The organism is Lysinibacillus parviboronicapiens (assembly GCF_003049605.2).
Classification (GTDB): Bacteria; Bacillota; Bacilli; order Bacillales_A; family Planococcaceae; genus Lysinibacillus; species Lysinibacillus parviboronicapiens.
Genome location: NZ_CP073713.1, coordinates 3,507,373 through 3,525,303, shown reverse-complemented (window position 1 = coordinate 3,525,303; position 17,931 = coordinate 3,507,373). Strand labels below are relative to the sequence as shown.

19 protein-coding genes, 1 tRNA gene, 1 pseudogene and 1 riboswitch are annotated in these 17,931 nt (G+C 39.8%); of the genes and pseudogenes, 17 read left to right on the top strand and 4 right to left on the bottom strand.

Features of this window, described 5'->3' with window-relative positions; genetic code table 11:
• The first annotated feature begins 30 nt into the window (after positions 1–30).
• From trxA to C9J31_RS17090, 3 genes are all read left to right on the top strand, one after another.
• Positions 31–342, top strand: coding sequence for a thioredoxin (trxA, locus tag C9J31_RS17100; RefSeq protein WP_054767285.1), 312 nt, complete (start codon positions 31–33; stop codon positions 340–342).
• An 88-nt stretch (positions 343–430) separates the two neighbouring features.
• On the top strand, positions 431–2,221 hold the full coding sequence (uvrC, locus tag C9J31_RS17095) for an excinuclease ABC subunit UvrC (RefSeq protein ID WP_107949940.1): 1,791 nt from the start codon (positions 431–433) through the stop codon (positions 2,219–2,221).
• Between the two features lie 41 nt (positions 2,222–2,262).
• Positions 2,263–2,441: riboswitch (Lysine riboswitch) on the top strand.
• A 274-nt stretch (positions 2,442–2,715) separates the two neighbouring features.
• Positions 2,716–3,942 (top strand): aspartate kinase, encoded by a 1,227-nt coding sequence (locus tag C9J31_RS17090; RefSeq protein WP_107949942.1) that lies wholly within the window; start codon positions 2,716–2,718, stop codon positions 3,940–3,942.
• 81 nt (positions 3,943–4,023) lie between these two features.
• Here the strand turns inward: C9J31_RS17090 and C9J31_RS17085 are convergent, their stop codons facing one another.
• Positions 4,024–4,458 (bottom strand): YslB family protein, encoded by a 435-nt coding sequence (locus C9J31_RS17085; protein WP_054767286.1) that lies wholly within the window; start codon positions 4,456–4,458, stop codon positions 4,024–4,026.
• A 272-nt stretch (positions 4,459–4,730) separates the two neighbouring features.
• Here C9J31_RS17085 and C9J31_RS17080 point away from each other — a divergent pair, with 272 nt between their 5' ends.
• The 7 genes from C9J31_RS17080 (at position 4,731) to racE (ending at position 10,543) form a co-directional block, all read left to right on the top strand.
• Positions 4,731–5,345 (top strand): succinate dehydrogenase cytochrome b558 subunit, encoded by a 615-nt coding sequence (locus tag C9J31_RS17080; RefSeq protein ID WP_107923445.1) that lies wholly within the window; start codon positions 4,731–4,733, stop codon positions 5,343–5,345.
• Positions 5,346–5,410: 65 nt separating this feature from the next.
• Positions 5,411–7,165, top strand: a complete 1,755-nt coding sequence (sdhA, locus tag C9J31_RS17075) for a succinate dehydrogenase flavoprotein subunit (RefSeq protein ID WP_107949944.1) — start codon at positions 5,411–5,413, stop codon at positions 7,163–7,165.
• Between the two features lie 5 nt (positions 7,166–7,170).
• Complete coding sequence (gene sdhB, locus C9J31_RS17070; protein WP_107923447.1) at positions 7,171–7,950, top strand: succinate dehydrogenase iron-sulfur subunit; 780 nt, start codon at positions 7,171–7,173, stop codon at positions 7,948–7,950.
• A gap of 387 nt (positions 7,951–8,337) precedes the next feature.
• Complete coding sequence (locus C9J31_RS17065) at positions 8,338–8,796, top strand: acyl-CoA thioesterase (RefSeq protein ID WP_107923448.1); 459 nt, start codon at positions 8,338–8,340, stop codon at positions 8,794–8,796.
• A 189-nt stretch (positions 8,797–8,985) separates the two neighbouring features.
• Positions 8,986–9,207 (top strand): helix-turn-helix domain-containing protein, encoded by a 222-nt coding sequence (locus C9J31_RS17060; RefSeq protein ID WP_107923449.1) that lies wholly within the window; start codon positions 8,986–8,988, stop codon positions 9,205–9,207.
• A 75-nt stretch (positions 9,208–9,282) separates the two neighbouring features.
• Complete coding sequence (locus C9J31_RS17055; RefSeq protein WP_107923450.1) at positions 9,283–9,735, top strand: MarR family winged helix-turn-helix transcriptional regulator; 453 nt, start codon at positions 9,283–9,285, stop codon at positions 9,733–9,735.
• Between the two features lie 10 nt (positions 9,736–9,745).
• Positions 9,746–10,543: a glutamate racemase gene (racE, locus tag C9J31_RS17050; RefSeq protein ID WP_107923451.1), complete on the top strand. Its 798-nt coding sequence runs from the start codon at positions 9,746–9,748 to the stop codon at positions 10,541–10,543.
• A gap of 93 nt (positions 10,544–10,636) precedes the next feature.
• Here the strand turns inward: racE and trhA are convergent, their stop codons facing one another.
• Complete coding sequence (gene trhA / locus C9J31_RS17045) at positions 10,637–11,278, bottom strand: PAQR family membrane homeostasis protein TrhA (protein WP_107923452.1); 642 nt, start codon at positions 11,276–11,278, stop codon at positions 10,637–10,639.
• 169 nt (positions 11,279–11,447) lie between these two features.
• Here trhA and rph point away from each other — a divergent pair, with 169 nt between their 5' ends.
• The 6 genes from rph (at position 11,448) to C9J31_RS17015 (ending at position 15,974) form a co-directional block, all read left to right on the top strand.
• Positions 11,448–12,197, top strand: a complete 750-nt coding sequence (gene rph, locus C9J31_RS17040; protein WP_107949946.1) for a ribonuclease PH — start codon at positions 11,448–11,450, stop codon at positions 12,195–12,197.
• Position 12,198: 1 nt separating this feature from the next.
• A complete protein-coding gene (locus C9J31_RS17035) occupies positions 12,199–12,792 on the top strand; it encodes an XTP/dITP diphosphatase (RefSeq protein WP_107949948.1) in 594 nt (197 codons plus the stop codon).
• A 12-nt stretch (positions 12,793–12,804) separates the two neighbouring features.
• Complete coding sequence (locus tag C9J31_RS17030; protein WP_107949950.1) at positions 12,805–13,305, top strand: metallophosphoesterase; 501 nt, start codon at positions 12,805–12,807, stop codon at positions 13,303–13,305.
• 156 nt (positions 13,306–13,461) lie between these two features.
• Positions 13,462–14,928 (top strand): protein adenylyltransferase SelO, encoded by a 1,467-nt coding sequence (locus C9J31_RS17025; protein WP_193767078.1) that lies wholly within the window; start codon positions 13,462–13,464, stop codon positions 14,926–14,928.
• A 113-nt stretch (positions 14,929–15,041) separates the two neighbouring features.
• Positions 15,042–15,209, top strand: a complete 168-nt coding sequence (locus C9J31_RS17020) for a DUF2639 domain-containing protein (RefSeq protein WP_193767085.1) — start codon at positions 15,042–15,044, stop codon at positions 15,207–15,209.
• Between the two features lie 72 nt (positions 15,210–15,281).
• Positions 15,282–15,974 (top strand): YqjF family protein, encoded by a 693-nt coding sequence (locus C9J31_RS17015; RefSeq protein ID WP_107949954.1) that lies wholly within the window; start codon positions 15,282–15,284, stop codon positions 15,972–15,974.
• A gap of 88 nt (positions 15,975–16,062) precedes the next feature.
• Here the strand turns inward: C9J31_RS17015 and C9J31_RS17010 are convergent, their stop codons facing one another.
• Together C9J31_RS17010 and C9J31_RS17005 are read right to left on the bottom strand one after the other, a co-directional pair.
• Positions 16,063–16,725 carry a hypothetical protein gene (locus C9J31_RS17010; protein WP_107949956.1) on the bottom strand — a complete coding sequence of 221 codons (663 nt, stop codon included), beginning with the start codon at positions 16,723–16,725 and terminating at the stop codon, positions 16,063–16,065.
• 102 nt (positions 16,726–16,827) lie between these two features.
• Positions 16,828–17,575: pseudogene (locus C9J31_RS17005) on the bottom strand (SDR family oxidoreductase).
• 234 nt (positions 17,576–17,809) lie between these two features.
• Here C9J31_RS17005 and C9J31_RS17000 point away from each other — a divergent pair.
• A tRNA-Arg gene (locus C9J31_RS17000) sits at positions 17,810–17,883 on the top strand.
• Positions 17,884–17,931 lie beyond the last annotated feature (48 nt).

The following is a 17,931-nucleotide window of genomic DNA, read 5'->3' as shown; positions in this document are numbered from 1 at the left end:
AAGCATAGTAAGATTTAAGGAGGATTTCAAATGGCAATTGTACATGCAACAGATGCAACTTTCCAAGATGATATTAAAGAAGGGTTAGTCCTTGTAGACTTTTGGGCTGCTTGGTGCGGACCTTGTAAAATGATTGGTCCAGTGCTTGAAGAAATGGACGCTGCAGGTAGCGCAGCTAAAATTGTTAAAGTAGACGTAGATAACAACCAAGGTACAGCAGCGCAATACCAAATCATGTCTATCCCTTCCCTACTATTATTCAAAAATGGGGAATTAGTAGACAAAACAGTTGGTTTCCAACCAAAAGAAGCATTAGAAGCTTTCATTACGAAACACGCTTAATCAGCAATAAAGGAAAAGCCGGGCCATCTTTAGATGTGCTTGGCTTTTTTTCGTTATATAATGTAAGAAAAGGGGGGGCAGGTAGGCGATGAATGATTTAATCAAACGCAAGCTTGACATTTTACCAGATCAGCCTGGCTGCTATTTGATGAAGGATAGGCAAGGCACAATTATTTATGTAGGAAAGGCTAAAATCCTTAAAAACCGTGTGCGCTCATATTTTACGGGAACACATGAGGGAAAAACACAGCGCCTTGTTAGTGAAATTGAGGATTTTGAATATATTGTGACATCGTCAAACCTAGAGGCACTTATTTTAGAGCTTAATCTCATCAAATTGCATGATCCGAAATACAATGTCATGCTAACAGACGATAAAACGTATCCATATTTAAAAATTACTAATGAAAAATATCCACGTCTAATTACGACAAGGAAGGTAAAAAAAGATAAGGCGAAGTATTTCGGCCCATATCCAAATGCATATGCTGCAAGTGAGACTAAAAAGCTACTTGATCGTTTATATCCGCTTAGAAAATGTGTGCAATTACCATCAAAGGTGTGCTTGTACTACCATATGGGGCAATGTTTAGCACCCTGTGTAAAAGTAATAGATGCACAAATTTATCACGATATGATTGAGGATATGACAAAGTTTTTAAATGGTGGGGTTGAAACAGTCAAAAAAGAGCTTGAAGTGAAAATGCTTGCAGCTGCTGAAAACCTAGAGTTTGAGCGAGCGAAGGAATTCCGCGATCAAATTGCTCATATCGATACCGTTATGCAAAAGCAAAAGATTGTATCGAGTGATACGACGAATCGAGATATCTTCGGCTATGCGGTAGAAAAGGGCTGGATGTGTGTACAAGTCTTTTTCGTACGCCAAGGCAAACTGATTGAGCGAGATGTTTCGATTTTTCCAATTTATCAGGATGCCGAGGAAGAATTTTTAACATTTGTTGGTCGGTTTTATGAGAAGCTTGAACACATTAAACCAAAAGAAATTTTTATTCCGCAGGCCATAGATGCAACCATTTTAACGGAACTACTTGATGTGAAGGTACTTACGCCGAAGCGGGGTCAGAAAAAAGAGCTAGTAGATTTAGCAACAAAAAATGCGGAGATTGCTGTTAAGGCTAAGTTTCAACTCATCGAACGTCAAGAAGAGCGTACGATAGGTGCATGTGAGGCACTCGGTGAGGCGATGGGCATATCGGCCCCATTGCGAATTGAGGCATTTGATAATAGTCATATGCACGGGGCAGATGCTGTATCAGCAATGGTCGTATTTGTTGACGGGAAACCTGCAAAGAAAGAATATCGTAAGTACAAAACGCGCACAGCTACCAAGCATGATGACTATGGGGCAATGCAAGAAGTGATTCGTCGCCGTTACTCAAGGGTATTAAAGGAAGGCTTGCCATTGCCTGATTTAGTACTGATTGACGGTGGGAAAGGGCAAATGGAAGTTGCACGAGAAGTGTTAGAGGATGAGCTGGGTCTTGTTATACCAATTGCTGGCTTAGCGAAAGATGATAAACACAATACCTCACAGCTTTTATTTGGAGATCCTCCAGAGGTCGTAGCTTTAAAACGTACGAGTGACGGATTTTATTTATTACAACGCATTCAGGACGAAGTGCACCGTTTTGCGATTACATTCCTCCGACAACAGCATGAAAAGAATGCAATCCAATCAGTACTCGATGAAATTGAGGGCATTGGGCCGAAGAGAAAGCAACAGTTGTTAAAGCATTTTGGCTCGGTGAAGAAAATACGAGAGGCGAGCGAGCTCGCGCTACAAGAGGCGGGCATACCCGCTAATTTAGCTAGCAATATTTACACTTATTTTCAGCAAGAAGCATTGTCAAAGGACTAGACATATGCTAACGTAACTATTAATATAATATTCACTATTTTAGTGATGATAGAGGTGCAAGGTTTAATAGTAGCGCATTGGAGGGGGAACAAACCCTAGGATAATGTGTGAAAGGGAAGCTTGCCGAAGTGGAGTATCGTTGTTTCCGATGCTTTGCTGGTTTTGCATTTAAGAAATGTAAGACTGTCGAATCTTGAGGTTTCGGAGAGCTATCACACATGCGCAAGCTTTATATATTGTTCATGTTGCAGGCAGCTTTCACATTTCGTGAATGCTGCCTTTTTGATGTTCAAAGGACGGATCTTTTATATTATTTTGCATGTATTCATTTATCAAAGTGAGTGATGATCGCTAAGGTTTTACTATACTGTGTCAACGTCTAAGTGGCTTATGTAGTTGGCTAAAGCGTCTCTAGGATTGATAAGTGAGAATCGTGTTAGCACAATTTACAATCCACGTAAAGGTGTAATCGAGTTAAAAGGAGAAAGAGAACGATGACAAGAATTGTACTTAAATTTGGCGGTCCAGCGATAGCGTCAACGGATTATATTCAGGAGGTCGCGAATAAGGCAATTGCCGAAAAGAAGCGCGGACTTGATGTAGTGGTTGTGACAGCGGCAATGGGGCGTACATCCAAAGAGTTAGCAAAGATAGTACGCGATATATCGGACAATGCTTCAAAGCGTGAACTGGACGTACTATTTTCAACGACTTCACAAGTAGCCAGTGCGTTATTGGCGATTGCAATTCAGGAAGCAGGCTATGACGTAGTGTCTTTAACTGGTTGGCAGGCAGGCGTCCAAACTGATGCCAAGCACCGCAATGCACGTATTGAAGATATTGATGTAACGCGTATTGAAAAACATTTTGAACAGGGGCAAATTGTTGTGGTCGCGGGTGAACAAGGCATAGATGATGCTCAAAACATTACATCACTTGGTAAAGGTGGGGCAGAAACGTCAGCGGTTGCCATTGCTGCAGCTATTCATGCGGAACGCGTCGATATTTTCACAAATGTAGACGGGGTTTATACAGCCGATCCACGTCATGTTCCAGCAGCGCAAAAGTTAAAGGAAATCTCATATGATGAAATGCTAGAACTGTCAAATTTGGGCTCGCATATTATACATCCACGTGCAGTGGAGCTAGCGAAAAAGTTCCAAATGCCCGTTGTTATTCGTTCGAGCATGGTAGATGTCGCTGGAACCTTATTAAAGGAGGAAGTTGAAATGGAAAAAAATTTAATCGTACGTGGTGTGGCTTTTGAATCAGACATTATCCGCTTAACTGTTGGCTATGATGCCTATTCAGATGCTTCCTTAGCAGATATATTTGCGGTATTGGCAGAGAATCGTATAAATGTAGATATTATTGTCCAGGCCATTATAGATGGCTTGAAGCCGTCTGTATCATTTACGATTTTGAAAGAGCAATTTGCAGAAGCGCTACACGTTTTAGAAAATAGTAAATTATCATTAGGTTTTAGTTTTGCTGATTTTGAAGTTGGCTTAGCGAAGGTATCAATTATCGGCTCAGGTATGGCGTCGAATCCAGGAGTTGCTGCACGTATGTTTAATTGTTTACGTCGTAAAGGTATTCCAGTGAAAATGGTAAGTACCTCAGAAATTAAAGTATCTGTTGTTGTCGCCCAAGACGATATGATTCATGCAGCTAACGCCTTGCATGCGGAATTTAATTTAGCTGAAGCGCTTCAAGTATAAAGAAGAGGTGTGTCGACAATAACGAGTTAAAATAAAAAAGGATTGCCATTCGCAAGGGACAGGAATGACAATCTTTTTCTATTACTCTGACGGAATCGTGTTCATGATACGCTCTTTCACATCCCACTTGACGGTAAACATTACGAGCTGTTGCTTTTCACGTTTTTCATCGTAGCATTCAGTCAAATAGCCTTTTGCTTGCTGAATCTGCTCAGCTATAAATCCAGCTTCAAGTCGAAAACTACGATTTTTAAGTTGTAAAAGTGCTGGCTCATTTGTTAAATGGAAGATACGTCCATCCTTCGATTCCTTCGTAAGTTCTAGAGTACCCCAGCAGGCATCTGCGAAAAATGCGATAATTTCTTCTTGACTTTTACAGGGGAACTTCCTAGCAAGCTCTTTTCCAGCCCAATAAAGCACGTCATTTTCATGTTTACCAAGAATGGAAGATAGAATATGATCGCGGATTATCTCATACCCAAATGATGATATTGTAGGAGATGGAGTATTTAACATTGATATCCTTCTTTCTTAGAATTTTCTTATAATTTAGCAGTGTTAAAGTAAAGATAGATTTTTCGAGAAAAAATAACGCATCATGTACTAGATTATTACTTTAATAAGGGCTATTAAAAACTCCAAGTTACCTTGACGCTCGTAGCTCTTGAGAGTACAATAAACATGTCATAATATTGTACCATGATGAAATACACAGTCAATGAAGTTTCATTTACAAAATGGTGACTTCTTTTGTTGTGCTATTTTAAGTACTAAGGGGGGTAACAGTCTTGTCGAAAGATCGAGAGTTTTTATGGCGCCGCTTACATTCTCTACTTGGTGTCATTCCAGTAGGTTTGTTTTTGGCGTTCCACTTGTCATTAAACTTCACTGCTGTTGGCGGTGAAGAAGCTTACAATGAAGCAACAGGGGTAATGGAACTATTTCCACATTCTCTATTGTTGCTTATGGAATGGGTAATTATTTATATCCCATTAATGTTCCACGCTTTCTATGGTGTGTTCATTGCTTTTACAGCTACACCAAATACAGGTCGTTTTAGCACATACCGTAACTGGATGTTCTCATTACAACGCTTCACTGGTGTATTCCTAGTGATTTTCATTGCATGGCATATTTTCCAAACTCGTATTCAAAAAGCACTTGGAGCGCACGTTGAATACGACATGATGGCAGATATCGTTGCAAATCCATTTATGCTTGGATTCTACATTGTTGGTATTTTATCAGCAACTTTCCACTTATCAAACGGTTTATGGGCATTCCTAGTAAGCTGGGGTATTACACAATCTCCACAGGCTCAAAAGGTTGCTACTTATGTAACAAACATTATTTTCGTAATTTTAAGTGTTATGGGTGTGGCTGCTATTTTAGCTTTCGTATAATCAATAGAGGCTACTATAGAGCACATGCAATCATGGCAATTTTTTAAGAGGAGTGAGAAATAATCATGGCGAAAAGCAAAATAATTGTTGTCGGCGGCGGTTTAGCTGGTCTGATGGCAACGATTAAAGCAGCTGAAGTTGGTACTGAAGTTGATTTATTCTCATTAGTTCCTGTAAAACGCTCACACTCTGTTTGTGCGCAAGGCGGAATTAATGGCGCGGTAAATACGAAAGGTGAAGGGGATTCTCCTTGGATTCACTTTGACGATACAGTATATGGTGGGGACTTCTTAGCAAATCAGCCACCTGTTAAGGGTATGTGTGATGCAGCCCCTGGTATTATTCACCTAATGGACCGTATGGGTGTAATGTTCAACCGTACGCCTGAAGGTTTACTTGACTTCCGTCGTTTCGGTGGTACTTTAATGCACCGTACAGCCTTCTCTGGTGCAACAACTGGTCAACAATTACTATACGCACTAGACGAGCAAGTTCGTTCTCACGAAGTAGCTGGTTTAGTGAGCAAATATGAGCACTGGGAATTCCTTGGTGCAGTAGTCGATCCTGACGGCGTATGTCGCGGTATCGTAGCGCAAGATATGCGTACAGAAGAAATTAAATCATTCCGTGCAGACGCTGTTATTATGGCGACTGGTGGCCCTGGTATTATCTTCGGTAAAACAACGAACTCTGTTATCAATACAGGTTCTGCTGCTTCTATCGTATACCAACAAGGTGCTTCATATGCGAATGGTGAGTTCATTCAAATTCACCCAACAGCTATTCCTGGAGACGACAAAAATCGACTAATGTCAGAATCTGCTCGTGGTGAAGGCGGACGTATTTGGACTTACAAAGACGGTAAACCTTGGTACTTCCTTGAGGAAAAATACCCTGCATATGGTAACTTAGTACCACGTGATATTGCAACACGTGAAATTTTTGACGTTTGTGTAAACCAAAAACTTGGTATCAACGGCGAAAACATGGTTTACTTAGATCTTTCACATAAAGATCCGCATGAATTAGATGTTAAACTTGGTGGTATTATCGAAATCTATGAAAAATTCGTAGGCGATGACCCACGTAAATTACCAATGAAAATTTTCCCAGCAGTTCACTACTCAATGGGTGGATTATGGGTTGACTACAACCAAATGACTGAAATTCCTGGTTTATTTGCTGCAGGTGAATGTGATTACTCTCAACACGGTGCAAACCGTCTTGGTGCAAACTCATTATTATCTGCTATTTACGGTGGTATGGTTGCTGGTCCAAATGCAGTGGATTATGTTAAACATCTTAAAAAACATGCTGAAGATACTCCACAAGAAGTATATGATGCACGCGTAAAAGAAGAACAAGCTAAGTGGGATGCTATCATGAAAATGGACGGCACAGAAAACGCTTACCTTATTCACAAAGAGCTTGGTGAGTTAATGACTGCGACAATGACAGTTGTACGCTTTAACGATCAGCTTGAAGAAACTTACAAAAAAATTAGCGAATTACAAAAACGTTGGGATAACATTAACATCAATGATACGCAAAAATGGAGTAACCAAGGTGCTCACTTTACGCGTCAGTTGAAAAACATGCTTTACCTAGCGAAAGTAATGACAAAAGGTGCCCTACTACGTAACGAATCTCGTGGTGCACACTATAAACCAGACTTCCCAGAACGTGATGATGAAAACTTCTTAAAAACGACTATGGCGAAATTCGATCCTGCTACAGGCGAGCCAATCATCACTTACCAAGAAGTTGACGTGTCATTAATCCCACCACGTAAACGTGACTACTCTGCGAAAGGAGACTAAGAATTATGGATATCGCAGCTAATACTGGAAGAATGGTAAAAGTTGAAATTTTACGTCAAGATACACAAGGTGGCAATGGCTACTGGCAGAAATTCGAAGTTCCTTACCGCCACGGTATGAACGTCATTTCTGTATTAATGGAAATTCAAAAGAACCCAGTTATGTCAAATGGTGAAAAAACAACACCAGTTGCATGGGATATGAACTGTCTGGAAGAAGTTTGTGGTGCATGTTCAATGGTTATCAACGGTCGTCCTCGTCAATCTTGTTCAACACTGATTGATCAATTGACTGAACCAGTTCGCCTTGAGCCAATGAAAACTTTCCCAGTTATTCGTGACTTACAAGTTGACCGTGATCGTATGTTCAACGCACTTAAAAAAGTTAAAGCATGGGTGCCAATTGATGGCACGTATGATTTAGGTGAAGGTCCACGTATGCCAGAAGGTAAACGTCAATGGGCTTATGAATTATCTAAATGTATGACTTGTGGTGTATGTATGGAAGCATGTCCAAACGTGTCTGAAAAAGCTTCATTCATTGGGCCAGCACCATTATCACAAGTACGTCTTTTCAATACTCACCCAACTGGTGCAATGATTAAAGACGAGCGTTTAAATGCAATCATGGGTGACGGTGGTCTTGCTAACTGCGGTAACTCACAAAACTGTGTAGCTGCTTGTCCTAAAGGTATTCCTTTAACAACATCTATCGCATCTTTAAACCGTGCAACGACAGTGCAAATGTTCCGTAACTTCTTCGGTTCTGATCACTTTGTTGACTAATTGTACAAGCTATACTCCCTTACACAAGCTGTGTAGGGGAGTTTTTTTATTACTTAATTATAGAAGGGAATGGATAAAACAAGGGAATTGTTTAATAAAACACAGAAATATCAGATTTTTATATGCTAATAAAGTATTTTCCTATATAATGAATATGTATTCATTTTCGCTTCAATCATCAGGAGTTACATACTGCTTTCTGCGGATGGCATACGTTAGAGGGGGCTAATATCAACCTTTAACCAGAAAAAATGTTTGAGGTGAATAAACTTGATAGAAAGTAGCCCTAATTCGTGAAAAGCTCCTGTTTTCCATCTGTGGTAAATGCGACACATTAGCTACATGCTGTTGAGGTAAGGTAGATTAATAATAAGGGGATGAAAAAATATGAAGGCAAGTTATATTGGTGACTTTCAAGAGTGGGTAAAGGATTTTTCGTTTTTTATTGAAGTGCGTGTGCGGTTTTCCGAGACGGATATGTTTGGTCATATGAATAATACAGTTAGCTTTACATATTTTGAACAGGCAAGGATCGATTATTTTAATCATTTAGGCATACTTATGCCTTCAACAATAGATGAAAATGTCAAAGGCATACCGATTGTAGCTGATTTACAATGTGATTATGTCAAGCAAGTTTTCTTTGACGATGTCATTCGTGTGTTTACCAAAGTAGCGAAAGTTGGGAATTCATCAATGGATATTCATTACTTAGCTAAAAATCAAAAAGATGAAGTATGCTTCACAGGACGTGGTACAGTTGTGCAAATGGATCCACGAACAGGAAAGAGTGTACCAATCTCAGATGAAGAAAAGGCACATTTAGCATCATTGGTTATTAGTTGATTTTTTTCTGGCTTTTTAAAGCAATATTGTGAAAAAGAAGTTGTGCCATTACATAAAAAACAAATAATTTAAAGAAGAAACTTCCGAATTTTTTGTGGAAACACGTGGTAAACATGAAAATAGCCGTCACCGCTCATCGTTCCTTAACATAAGTTACAATACGTGCGGGGGAGGAGGGTGTGACTGAAAATGACTGGCTCTCATCATCGTTCTCTTTTAACAAACCGAGAACGTGAAATATTTGCGCTTTTATTAGCTGAAAAAACAACGAGGGATATTGCAGAGCAGCTTGGTATTAGTGAAAAAACAGTGCGAAACCACATTTCCAATACAATTCAAAAGCTTGGTGTAACAAATCGATCTCAGGCGTTAATTGAGCTGTTACGCTTAGAAGAATTCAAATTAGACTAATTGGACACTTGCTATTTCGTGAAAAAAACGACAAAATAGAACTATTCAACGTATTTTTAGGAGTGAAATAGTTATATGTCGGATGAAGTAACAAAGCACTCACCTGAAACCGTTGCAACGGTTGAAAAGGAATTACGCTATATAGCGGCCATTGTGAAGCAAAAAGGAAGAGAAATTGTTTCACAATATGCGATTACGCCGCCACAATTTGTTGCGTTACAGTGGTTAGAGGAGCTTGGTGATATTACAATTGGCGACTTGTCAAACCGTTTATACTTAGCATTTAGTACGACAACAGATTTAGTGGACCGGATGGAGAAAAATGAATTAGTCAAGCGTGTGCGTGACGAAAATGATCGTCGTGTTGTTGTTGTTCATCTTCTCGAAAAGGGCGAACGTATTATACAAGAGGTTATTGAAAAAAGACAGCAGTATTTGCAGGAGATGCTTGTAGGTTTTAATGAACAAGAAGTCGGGCAATTATCGAGCTATTTACAAAAACTACATGTACACATGAAACAGGATTGAGGCGGAAAGTATGAATGCCCCGATAGGCGTTATTGATTCAGGAGTAGGCGGTTTAACCGTAGCAAAAGAAATAATGAAGCGATTACCAAATGAAACGATTTATTATATTGGTGATACAGCAAGATGTCCATATGGTCCACGAACTCGACAAGAAGTACGGAATTTTACTTGGCAAATGGCAAAAGCACTTGAAAAAATGAATATTAAAATGCTCGTCATTGCTTGTAATACAGCGACTGCAGTAGCACTCGAAAGTTTACAAAGAAATATGCCTTTTCCGGTACTAGGCGTTATTAATGCTGGCGCACGTGCAGCTGTAAAGAAAACGAAGCGACATGAAGTCGTTGTGCTTGCAACAGAAGGTACTATTAAAAGTGGGGCGTATGAGGAAGCATTGATGTCACTGAGTACGTCAACACAGATTATTCCATTAGCCTGTCCAACATTCGTCCCACTTGTAGAAAGTGGCGAATATAAAGGTGATTTTGCAAATAATTTAATTGCAGAAGGCTTAAAACCGTTAAAAAATGAACAATTTGATACGGTGATTTTAGGATGTACGCATTATCCTATTTTGCAAAAACAAATTGAAGCAGTTGTTGGCGAAGATGTTTTTGTGCTATCATCTGCGGAAGAAACAGCAAAGGATGTTCAGGAAATGCTTGCGTATAACGGCACTTTAGCAGATTCAGATGCTGTGCCTGCTCATAAATTTTATGCAACTGGTTCTGTGCCAATCTTCCGTTCAATTGCTGAAAATTGGCTCGAGCAAGGTACACTCGATATAAAGCGTATTTCATTAAAATAAAAATCAGCTTAGCTTATGAAAGCTAGGCTGATTTTTTTATACCCTAATATCAAAAACGAACAGATTGTAAGACTTGTTTTTTAGGGTTTATCTCTAGATGAATAAGTACACTGCCACGAACATCGCTGCACTGCCTGCCATAACAAAAACATGCCAAATCGCATGATTGTACTTGATTTTTTTGTTTTTGTAAAAAAATGTGCCCGCAGTATAAAAAAGGCCGCCGATTAAAAGTATCATAAAGCCTTCGAATGAAATATAAGCCACTAATGGTTTATAGACGAAAACAATGAGCCATCCCATACCAATATAGACAAGTAATGAAACTTTTTTAAAGCGATAAACAAAAAATTGTTTTAAAATAATGCCAACGATAGCGAGCACCCATTCAATGCAAAAAATGGTCCAGCCAAGTTGTCCACCAACAGCAATCAGCGCAACCGGTGTATACGTACCTGCAATTAATAAGAAAATCGAACTGTGATCTAACTTTTTCAGTAGTACTTTATGTGTTGGAATGGCATGATATAACGTGGATGCTAAGTATAAACAGAACATTGAAACGCCAAATATAATGTAGCTAATAAGCGCGGTTGTTGTGCCGGATGCTAAAGCTTTATAAATTAATAAAAGGGTAGCAGGAATGGTTAATAATGCACCAACTCCATGTGTTAGGGCATTCCAAAATTCTTCCTTTACGGTATAACTACTTTGTTCAACCACTGATTGTGGCATGACCCATCACCTCTTCCTATAGTAGGTTTACTATAACAGAATAATAAAATGGATTGTAGACGAAAGTGTAATACAATCTATATGATAAATATCATATAGGTTAATCGTCTTAGCGCTGTAAAATATGATAAAATAAGTGCGCGAAAGATTTTAGGAGGCACGAATAATTATGACAAGATATGATGGAAGAACTGTGGATGCCATGCGTCCTGTAAAAATGGATAGTGAGTATTTATTGCATCCAGAAGGTTCAGTATTAATCCAAGTAGGAAATACAAAAGTTATTTGTACGGCAACGGTTGAAGACAAAGTACCAGGTTTTTTACGTGGACAAGGGAAAGGTTGGATTACTGCGGAATACTCCATGTTACCGCGTGCCACAGCACAGCGTACGCCACGCGAATCGTCTCGTGGCAAAGTGAACGGACGTACAATGGAAATCCAACGTCTAATTGGTCGTGCATTACGTGCTATCGTCGATTTAGAGGCACTCGGAGAACGTACTGTATGGATTGACTGTGATGTTATTCAAGCAGACGGAGGGACGCGTACGGCATCCATTACAGGGGCATTTGTAGCGATGACACAGGCGATTGCCAAATTGGCTGAGGAAAAGCAACTCGCTAAATTCCCAATCACTGATTTTTTGGCTGCCACAAGTGTTGGAATAGTGGCAGAACAGGGTGCAGTTTTAGACTTAAACTATGTTGAGGACGTTGCCGCGGCTGTCGATATGAATATCATTATGACAGGGGCAGGCCGTTTTGTAGAATTACAAGGAACTGGCGAGGAAGCAACATTTTCCCGAGAGGAATTAAATGAATTGCTTGCATTAGGTGAAAAGGGTATTCAAGAATTAATTGAACTACAAAAGGAAGTACTTGGTGAATTAGCCAACAAAGTGGGAGGAGACTGCTAACATGACACAGGTTGTAATTGCGACAAAAAATAAAGGCAAAGCCAAAGATTTCGAAGCATTATTTGAACCGCTTGGCTATGAAGTAGTGACGATGTTTGACGTTGCGCCAGATATGGAAATAGAAGAAACAGGCACTACTTTTGAAGAAAATGCAGTCTTGAAGGCAGAGACATTGGCAAAGGCACTAAACACTATTGTTATTGCCGATGATAGTGGCTTAGCCGTTGATGCGTTAAATGGTGAACCGGGGGTTTACTCAGCACGTTATGCTGGTGATCATGATGATGAGGCCAATATGGTGAAATTATTGGCGAATTTACAGGGTGTTGCAGATGAAAAACGTACAGCACGTTTTTGCTGCTGCATCGCCATTGCAGGTCCGAATCTTGAGACGACAACCGTTTTCGGTACATGTGAAGGTGTGATTGCCCATGAAAAACGCGGTACAAATGGCTTCGGTTATGATCCAGTCTTTTTCGTACCGAGCTTAAATTGCATGATGGCTGAGTTAACAGCAGAACAAAAGGGAGCCATTTCACACCGTGGGAATGCTATACGTAAGCTAAAGGAAACATTGCCAAATCTTATAAAGTAAGAGGTGATATCCATGCAAGTTTTAGTGATGAGTGATACTCATGGGGACAGTCGGGTCATTGAAAAGGTCCGTGGTTTTTATCCAAATGTGGATACCATGATTCATTGTGGAGATAGTGAGCTTGCTTTTGCACATGCAGCAATAGCTGACATGAAAAAAGTTCGAGGTAATTGTGATAACGATCAAGCATTTCCAGATGAAGCGGTATTTGAAATAGGCGACGTGACATTCTTTGTGACACATGGTCATTTATTCAATGTCAAATCATCCATTTTGTCTTTATCGTATCGTGCGAAGGAAGTCGATGCACAAATAGCTTGCTTCGGTCATTCTCATATTTTAGGTGCTGAGGTGATCGATGATGTGCTGTTTATCAATCCAGGCAGTTTATTAAAGCCACGTGGTCGCAAGGAAAAAAGCTTTGCCATTGTAGAAATTAGCAATGCTTATTTCCAAGTAAACTTTTTAACAGACGACAATGTTTGTATTTCTTCACATCAATTTTTGCGGTAATACCTATGAAGAGAACATAAAAAACGCTTAACATTCTAATGACAAAAGAGTTTAAGCGTTTTTGTTTTTTTTCACATCTTGACAATGGGGATAATATCCATGGATTGTTTGTGGATAAGAAGAAAAGATAAAGGAAAAAGAACAAGAGGAGAAAAGATGACAAAGGAAAACAAAATAGGTTGGAATTTTGATAATAGCTATGCTCGTCTTCCGAGCTCTTTCTATACTGCACTTCGTCTAAATCCCGTTGCGTCCCCGACATTAATAGTGCTTAATCATTCACTTGCAAAATCACTAGGGTTAAACATCGATTTACTACAACGTGAAAATGGCGTAGCGATACTTGCTGGTAATGAGGTTCCGGAAGGTGCATGCCCACTGGCGCAGGCTTATGCAGGGCATCAATTTGGACATTTTAATATGTTGGGGGATGGTAGAGCGCTTTTACTAGGTGAACAAATAACGCCTAGTGGGGAGCGTTTCGATATCGGACTCAAAGGTTCAGGTAGAACACCCTATTCTAGAGGTGGAGATGGCCGAGCAGCTCTTGGACCAATGCTCCGAGAATATATTATGAGCGAAGCCATGCATGCACTGGGTATACCAACTTCTCGTAGCTTGGCAGTGGTGACTACAGGTGAAACGATTGTCCGTGAAACAGAACTGCCAGGAGCCATTCTGACACGTATTGCCAGCAGTCATTTGCGTGTCGGTACCTTTCAATTTGTAGCACAGTGGGGTACTGATGAGGAGCTTCAAATTTTAGCTGATACTACGTTAGAGCGTCATTTTCCGAATTGTAACGGAGCACAAAATCGCTATCTCTACTTGCTACAGGAAGTAATCAAGCAACAGGCTTCACTCATTGCAAAGTGGCAACTGGTTGGTTTTATTCACGGTGTCATGAACACAGACAATATGACGATTAGTGGAGAAACCATTGATTATGGTCCTTGTGCCTTCATGGATAGCTATGACCCAGCAACAGTATTTAGTTCCATTGATAGACAAGGTCGCTATGCATACGGGAATCAACCACATATTGGAGGATGGAATTTAACACGATTAGCAGAAACGTTACTACCGCTAATCCATGACAATCCACAAGAGGCTGTTGAACTGGCTCAGGAGACGATTCAACAATATCCACAGCTGTACTATAGGAACTGGTTAACAGGTATGCGAGCGAAATTAGGGATCTTTAACGAAGAGGAACAGGACGCAGCCCTTATTGATGAACTTCTTGGATTAATGCAGCAACATCAAGCAGATTATACTAATACATTTCGTGCATTAACCCTTGATAAACCTGAGGAAACTTCCTTATCTGGTACCAAAGAATTTGACAACTGGTATGCCACGTGGCTGGCAAGGCTTGACAGACAAGAGGCATCGAAAGCCTCTGCTCAACAATTGATGCGAGACAATAATCCAACAATTATTCCTCGCAACCACCGAGTAGAAGAGGCATTAGAAGCGGCAGTCGAACATGGAGACTATCGTGTAATGACACGATTACTTGAGGTGCTTTCCAAGCCGTTTGCTTATTCTTCCGAACAGGAGAATTACGCTACATTACCACAACAAACAGATTGTCCGTATCAAACTTTTTGCGGCACATAAAATATTTAAAAACGAGGGGAAGTTTCCTTCGTTTTTTTATTTGTTCAAAGGGGAAGAAGGTCACCGCACATCATACCTGCGCATACGCTATGTATGAATAAATGAAAAGGAGAATGTGTGAGGTGCATAAATATTCAAAAGGTTGGTTTGTACAGCAATTACGTTCAAAAGGAATTAAATACCATCCACAATTACGATGTCATTTAGGGCTATTAAAAGAATCAGAATTACGTAATTTATATTACCAATATGTCGAACATGAACAGCAAGATAGTCAATAAGTAATAGCCAGTTGCTCTGTTTGAATGGCTCCCCTGTTGGAAATAGTAGATATAACAGGGAGGAGTTATTTTATGTGGAAGAAACCGTGGTTACTTACGCAACAATGGCATGATGTAGTATTCCTTCATTGGCCAATTCAGCCACATGAATTACAGCAGCGTATGCCAAAAGAATTGAAGCTGGATCTCTATGAAGATACTGCATGGCTTGGCATCGTCCTATTTAAAGTAAAAGGCAATAGATTTCGATTTATGCCGCCCATTCCTAAAATGAATTCCTTTCTACAACTAAATGTCCGTACGTATGTAACTTGTAGAGAACGGAAGGGGATTTATTTCTTTAGCTCAGATGTCAGTAGTAACTTTATTGCTCAAATAACTTCAATAGGTCATTTTTTGCCTTACCGCTATGCTGAGATAATTTGTAGCAGGAAGGGAAATATATTGTCATTGCTTCATAACTACCGAAACACGAACGCGGATGAATCATTTCATGTTACATTTGAACCCAAGGCCGGTGAGATAGAAAGTCATGCATTTGAAAAGTGGTTAGTAGAGCGTTATCATTCATGGGTGAGGGGGCAAAAGCATTTAATACGTATTGATATTAGTCATATGCCTTGGCGTTTACAGCGAGTTAATGCTTGTGTTGAAACGAATACAATGGCACCTTTTATAAAGCGTAGCATTCAAGGTAAGCAACCAATCGCTCATTATGCCAAAAAGAAAACGGCTCGTATTTTTCCGCCTATATTCGAAATATAAAATACCAGCTCATGAACAATTACATATTGTCGATGAAGCTGGTATTTTAAAAAAAATGAATACATTTGAGATTAAAAGTGCCATAAAATTATAAGCGATAACAAAATTGCATCACAATTGCTGTTGCAATCATATCAGACATTGCGAGTGCCTCAGCTTCTATTTCATCAAAAATTTGCACATCTGCTTGATAGTTTTTCTGTATCATCGTTACAGCTTCATTTTTCGTTAAAGCTAAATGTGTGTAGAACATTTTTTGAACAGCTTCTTTACTCAAGTATGGATTGATGTGACTTAAAAATGTAGCGATGTCATCAGCATTTCTGTACCATTCTGTTTCTTTCGCTTGTGCTGTTGCTGTATCCCCTTTTACCGCCGCAGTTACTAGTTGTGCTGCAATAACCAGATGCTCTTTAATAAGTGCAGCATAACGATTTGCAATTTGGTCACCGTAAAACGGACGAAGGCAATTACCTAAATCAGTCGCATTGCGTAAAAGACGTTGTTGCACAAATGGTAAATCAGGCAAGTCAAAGACAATGCTGATAATGGTCATTCTCGTCCAATTGACATGTTCCATCCACAGCAATCGGTTCATGGCCAAAAAATCGGACTCTGCTGTACTAATGCAACGACGATAGTCATTGGGCCGATTTAAAATGTATCGAATTGGTGCAGTATATTGGGTAGTTGGAGAAGCATAGGCAGCACGTAAAGGATTTACATCATAGCCATTTGAATAGAGGTACACAGTATAATCACTCCTTCAAATTCTTCGTTCTAATGTAGAATACTCGGTGGTACTGCCAAGTGTGAAAGAACGATTTTTTAACAATCAAAGAAGCTTTTTTGGCTAATCTTCGTAAATCATTTTCTTTGTCATGCCACCGTCAACGGTAAGGTTCATAGCTGTTACGTAATTATTAGTGGGGTTCGTTAAATAAAGACAAGCGAATGCGATATCTTCAGGAGTGCCAACACGACCCGATAAATGTTGAGAATGATCTATCGCACGCAGTTGCTCATAGTCGCCTGTTTCGATCCATCCAGGAGATATACAATTGACGGTAATTTGATCTGAGCCAAATGAACGTGCCATGGCATGTGTTAAAGCCACAATCCCGCCCTTTGTTGCTGCATATGCCTCCGTGTGTGGTTCAGACATTTCAGCACGTGTAGAGGCAATCGAGGCAATAGAACCGCCTTTTTCATTGTAGCGCATAATTTTTGCGGCCTCTTTCCAACAGAAAAAGACACTCGTCAAATTCGTTTGAATCACCTGATTCCAAACCTCCATTGTTACATCATAGGGAGAAATGTGTTGAAACTTGGCTGCATTATTAATGAGAATATGCACGGTACCAAAACGCTCTACCGTTTTCTGCATTAAAGCAACGATGTCCTGTTCTTTCGTAATATCCGTTTGCACAAACAAAGCGGGATAGCCAAGTGCATGTAACCCTTTTTCGAATTCATGGCCTAGCCCATAGTTGATATCGGCAACAACAACACTGGCTACCACTTTTAGCATACGCAAGCGCTATGCCTCTTCCTCTACCCTGCGCACCGCCAGTAATAACGGCAACTAAATTTTGAAACATGTCCATTCCTCCATTTTTTCTTTTAGTCATTTTAGCAAAAGTATAATGTAATATCGGATAATGACCCTAAACATATGGAATAATGTGAGAAAGAAATTCATATAATGAATAGGTAAACAGGCGAAGCGAGGTAATCCTTCCCTTCATAGTAAAATTCATGTTGACATTATGTTATAAAGCACATATAATAAATATTGTCTTTCAAATAGATTTGTTCTATAGGGAAGTAACCATGTCTCAGTAGCTCAGCAGGATAGAGCAACGGCCTTCTAAGCCGTCGGTCGGGGGTTCGAATCCCTCCTGGGACGTTAAGATAAGCCTTACAGCCACAACGGTTGTAAGGCTTTTTGTTTTTA